Genomic DNA, 4,384 nt, shown 5'->3' on the forward strand with positions numbered 1-4,384 from the left:
ATGGGAGAAACTTTTAAATCAGTTACGATTTTGTATAAATCATTAATTGATATATTTAATGACTGACAATACTTACGAATATCATTTATCCATTTTTCTTCTTGTTGTTCTTGAAACACTTTTAAGTAATACCTTTTAATAATTCATCTACAGTTATAACTAGGGCTTTGGCTATTTTTTGAATATTGATAAGAGTGATGTTTTTCTCGCCTCTTTCAATCATTCCTATATATGTCCGATGAAGTTCTGCTTTTTCGGCTAATTCCTCTTGAGATAGTCCTCTCTGCAATCTTTCATCTCTGACTCGTTTTCCGAATTTATCAAGTATCTCAGCTCTCATAGAATTTTGCTAAGACAACTAAAGATAGTAGTAAACTTATGCTAACTAAAGTTCTACATACTATAGTTAGCATTCAAGTATTTTTACTTAATCATCCTGAATACACATAAATTTATCTATTCGAGCAAAATCCTCTATAAAAAGTATCTAAGGTAGTAATTAATTGTAAAATTTTCTATAAAACTAGCGGATATATAGTATAATCACTGACTTCTAATTAAATAAAATTTAACAGTATGACCTGGTTTTCCTTGTCCGTGAAACGGTGGGGTCGGATTACACAATTCCTATCTTTGTTCTCTCTATGTTTATTTTTAGTTATTAGTTGCGCTCCTCGTCCACAGCCAACTACGCCACCATCGGGTTCTGTAAGTAGCCCTACAGGTGATGGTCGTATTACTATAGGTACAACAGCAAAGCCGAGAACCCTCGATCCGGCTGATACTTATGAGTTAGCATCTTTGGGCTTGGTGTTTAATATGAGCGATCGCCTCTACACCTACAACCCAGGAAGCACGGATATTAAGCCCCAACTAGCTACAGCATTACCTAAAGTCAGTCAAGATGCCTTAACTTATACCATTCCCTTACGTCAGGGAGTGGTTTTTCACGATGGGACTCCCTTTAACGCCCAAGCAATGGCGTTTACTATCAACCGCTTTATTCAAAATAAAGGAAAACCGTCATTTTTACTAGGTGATATAGTAGATTCCGTGAAAACTACAGGGGAGTATGAGTTAAGCATTAAGCTGAAAAAACCCTTTGCAGCGTTTCCCTCACTACTGGCGTTTCCTGGGGTGTGTGCAGTTTCGCCAAAAGCTTACGAACTCGGTGCTGGTAAATTTAAGCCGAATATTTTTGTGGGAACTGGCCCTTACAAGTTAGCTCAGTATGGTACTGATTCAATCAGATTCGATCCATTTGATAAATATTGGGGAGAAAAACCAGCTAACAAGGGTGTTAACCTCCAAATTCAAACGAGTCCGGTTAATTTGTTTAATGCTTTCCGTACAGGTGCAGTGGATGTAGCTTATCAGTCACTACAGCCAGATCAAAATCGTAGCTTGGAAGAAGGTGGTAAAAGAGGGGATTGGCAAGCGATCGCAGCTGAAGGTAGTGTAGTAAGCTATCTGGTATTAAACCGGAATCAAAAGCCTTTAGATAAATTAGAGGTTAGACAAGCGATCGCGTCAATAATTGACCGTCCACTTTTAAATGAGCGGGCTTTACTTGGTCAAGCAGATCCGCTTTATAGCATGATTCCCACGACATTGAATGTTTCTGTGCCATTATTCAAAGATGCTTATGGCGATGCTAACTTTGATAAAGCTAAAAAATTGTTAACTACTGCTGGTTTCTCCAAAGAAAATCCGGCAAAAGTCCAAATTTGGTATCCTTCTAGTTCTCCAACTCGGAGTTTGGCAGCACAGACACTTAAATCTCTTGTTGATGCCAAGATGGATGGAATACTCCAATTTGAAGTCACCCCCGCCGAAGGGCCAGCCTTTTTTAAAGATATTGCCAAAGGTTTATATCCAGGAGCTTTACTTGATTGGTATCCAGACTTTTTAGATCCAGATAATTACGTTCAGCCGTTTTTGTCTTGTGATAAAGGTTCCGCTGAGAAAGGATGCGAAGATGGAGGCAGTCAAAGTCAGGGTTCGTTCTACTATAGCGAAGCCATGAATAAACTGATCGATCAACAACGCAAAGAACTAAATACTGAAGCGCGTCAGAAAATTTTTGCAGAAATTCAAAAGCAAGAAACTGCTGATGTACCTTACGTTCCCTTATGGCAAAGCAAAGACTATGTATTTGCCCAAAAAGGTGTAAACAGCGTACAACTTAACCCGACCCAAATTCTGGTTTACCAAACAATTAAAAAGTAGTCATTAGTCATTGGTCATTGGTCATTAGTAAAGAGTTAAATATTGTCTATTTTGAAATTTGGAGTTTTTCAGGAAAGTATGACTTAAGCAAAGCTACACGCAGTCAGGGCAATTAATGAATTTCCCTTCTGCAAAATCAAGGTTTCTAAACAAATGACAAATGACCAAAACAAATAACTAAGATATGTCTCGCTCTAAAGCTTTACAATATTACATAGTTTCTCGGTTGCTTCTCGCGCCACTTCAGTTATTAACAATTATCACCATTGTATTTCTCTTACTAAGAGCAACACCAGGAGATCCCGCAGACGCAATTCTTGGTGGACGTGCGCCAGAAGCTGCTAAAGAAGAATTACGAAAACAATTAGGTTTAAACTTTCCCCTGTGGCTACAGTACCTCAATTATTTGGGAAGCATACTGCGTTTTGATTTGGGAACATCTTTAATGAGTCGCGGACAGAATGTTTGGGACATAATTGGGCAATACTTCCCCGCCACGGTGGAGTTAGCAGTATGCAGTATGGCGGTTGCACTCATCGTTGGAATTGCGGTTGGGACTCTTTCAGCTTCTCGTCCTGGGACATATTTTGATGTTGGTGGACGCTTATTTGGGATTATCACCTACGCACTCCCCATGTTTTGGGCGGGAATGCTTTTGCAGTTGATTTTCTCAGTCCAACTGGGTTGGTTTCCCAATTCCAACCGCTTTCCGCCTAATCTTCCGGCTCCCACTCCTGTCACTGGATTGTATACAATTGATAGCTTACTCGGTGGAAATCTCACGCAGTTTTTCACATCTTTGCACCATCTTGCCCTACCAAGTCTCACGCTAGGAATTTTGCTGAGTGGGATTTTTGAAAGAATTGTGCGAGTGAATTTAAAGCAAACTTTGAAAGCAGATTATGTAGAAGCCGCTAGAGCCAGAGGTATTGGTGAAAATAAGATTTTAGCCTCCCATGCCTTAAAAAATGCTCTAATCCCAGTAATTACAGTGTTGGGTTTGACTTTTGCCTCTCTGTTGGGTGGGGCGATTTTGACAGAAGTAACATTTTCTTGGCCTGGGTTAGCTAATCGACTGTATCAAGCGATCGCAGATCGTGATTATCCCACAGTCCAGGGAGTGCTAGTCTTTTTTGGTGCGATCGTTGTGAGTGCCAGTATTTTGATTGATATTTTAAATGCTTATGTAGACCCGCGAATTCGCTACTAGCAAAAAGTTCTTAATTCTTTTTAACCTTCTTGTGGGGTGGACAGCGTTCGACTGAGCGCTCAAGCCGAAGTCTTACCCGCTTTTTTTTATGAGATGAAGCAGTAAAATGTAAGGTTGGGTTAAGCAAAGCGTAACCCAACGCAAAACTATCATTTTGTCTGAGAAATATTAGGGATTTGAGTTATCTGACCCAGAGATACTTTTACGGCTAATATGGGTATAGCAGTAGCTGCAATCAGAACAGCAGTAGCCAGGATAATTGCAACTGGTTTACCGCCATATTGGACTAAGACCTTAAAAATATTTTCTGCTGTCTGACCCCCAGCTTGAACTAATTCCACTGTATCTGATTTGCTTAAAGCAGCAGTAATATTTTCAGCGATATCGAGAAGTTGTTCTGTATTGTTTGACTGACTGAGAACATCTAGAGATTGAACTATTGGCTGTTGCTGTGCAGCTAAATTTTCATTTCCAGGATAGTAAGTAGACATCGTTTTGCACTCCTCTGTTGTTTCGATGTCTCTATATTCGCCTATAGTCCATAGTTATACGTAGGATGTAGGTAAACGTAGGATTAGGTCATAAATACAAAGAATATCTACATAGACGTAGGATTATGTAGGTTCTGGTGTAAAATAATAGACTTATATCCGAGTGTTAACTTTACTCTACCAACTCAATCAGGTTAAATGGAAGCTGAAGAAGCATTAGAATCTATTAAGCAAATATTTGAGGAGAGGAAAGGAAAAGTAGTATTACTGGGCAAGTTAGAAGAAAAAGTTTTTCTACTAAGTTGGCAAGGGATGAATTATAGTCAAATGCCTTCTCAAATAAAGAAGTCTAATCCTACTGCCAAACCATATACTGAACAATATTTAAAAGAAATAGGTAAAAGTTTAAACGATAAGATTAAAAGAGTATTAAATATAGACGATCTTGATAAAA

The 4,384-nt window shown here is 38.9% G+C and carries 5 protein-coding genes; 3 read left to right on the forward strand and 2 right to left on the reverse strand.

Features of this window, described 5'->3' with window-relative positions:
• Positions 1-121: 121 nt before the first annotated feature.
• Positions 122-340 (reverse strand): helix-turn-helix domain-containing protein, encoded by a 219-nt coding sequence (locus V7K42_RS20420; protein ID WP_334829909.1) that lies wholly within the window; start codon positions 338-340, stop codon positions 122-124.
• A gap of 236 nt (positions 341-576) precedes the next feature.
• Here V7K42_RS20420 and V7K42_RS20425 point away from each other — a divergent pair, with 236 nt between their 5' ends.
• Positions 577-2,229 (forward strand): ABC transporter substrate-binding protein, encoded by a 1,653-nt coding sequence (locus V7K42_RS20425; RefSeq protein WP_334919185.1) that lies wholly within the window; start codon positions 577-579, stop codon positions 2,227-2,229.
• A 184-nt stretch (positions 2,230-2,413) separates the two neighbouring features.
• Positions 2,414-3,439, forward strand: coding sequence for an ABC transporter permease (locus V7K42_RS20430; RefSeq protein WP_292708360.1), 1,026 nt, complete (start codon positions 2,414-2,416; stop codon positions 3,437-3,439).
• 149 nt (positions 3,440-3,588) lie between these two features.
• Here the strand turns inward: V7K42_RS20430 and V7K42_RS20435 are convergent, their stop codons facing one another.
• The gene (locus V7K42_RS20435; protein WP_334919186.1) at positions 3,589-3,930 is read right to left on the reverse strand and encodes a hypothetical protein; all 342 of its coding nucleotides are present in this window, start codon (positions 3,928-3,930) and stop codon (positions 3,589-3,591) included.
• A 198-nt stretch (positions 3,931-4,128) separates the two neighbouring features.
• Between V7K42_RS20435 and V7K42_RS20440 the strand changes: the two genes are divergently transcribed.
• Positions 4,129-4,384, forward strand: a 256-nt coding sequence (locus V7K42_RS20440; protein ID WP_334919187.1) for a hypothetical protein, incomplete at its 3' end; no start/stop codon positions are given.

It is taken from the genome of Nostoc sp. (assembly GCF_036917455.1).
In the GTDB taxonomy this organism is placed as follows: Bacteria; Cyanobacteriota; Cyanobacteriia; order Cyanobacteriales; family Nostocaceae; genus Nostoc.

What these genes read in the sequence shown, in the direction of transcription:
- V7K42_RS20420 (WP_334829909.1), bottom strand. Translation starts at nt 340, where the DNA reads ATGAGAGCTGAGATACTTGATAAATTCGGAAAACGAGTCAGAGATGAA.
- V7K42_RS20425 (WP_334919185.1), top strand. Translation starts at nt 577, where the DNA reads ATGACCTGGTTTTCCTTGTCCGTGAAACGGTGGGGTCGGATTACACAA.
- V7K42_RS20430 (WP_292708360.1), top strand. Translation starts at nt 2,414, where the DNA reads ATGTCTCGCTCTAAAGCTTTACAATATTACATAGTTTCTCGGTTGCTT.
- V7K42_RS20435 (WP_334919186.1), bottom strand. Translation starts at nt 3,930, where the DNA reads ATGTCTACTTACTATCCTGGAAATGAAAATTTAGCTGCACAGCAACAG.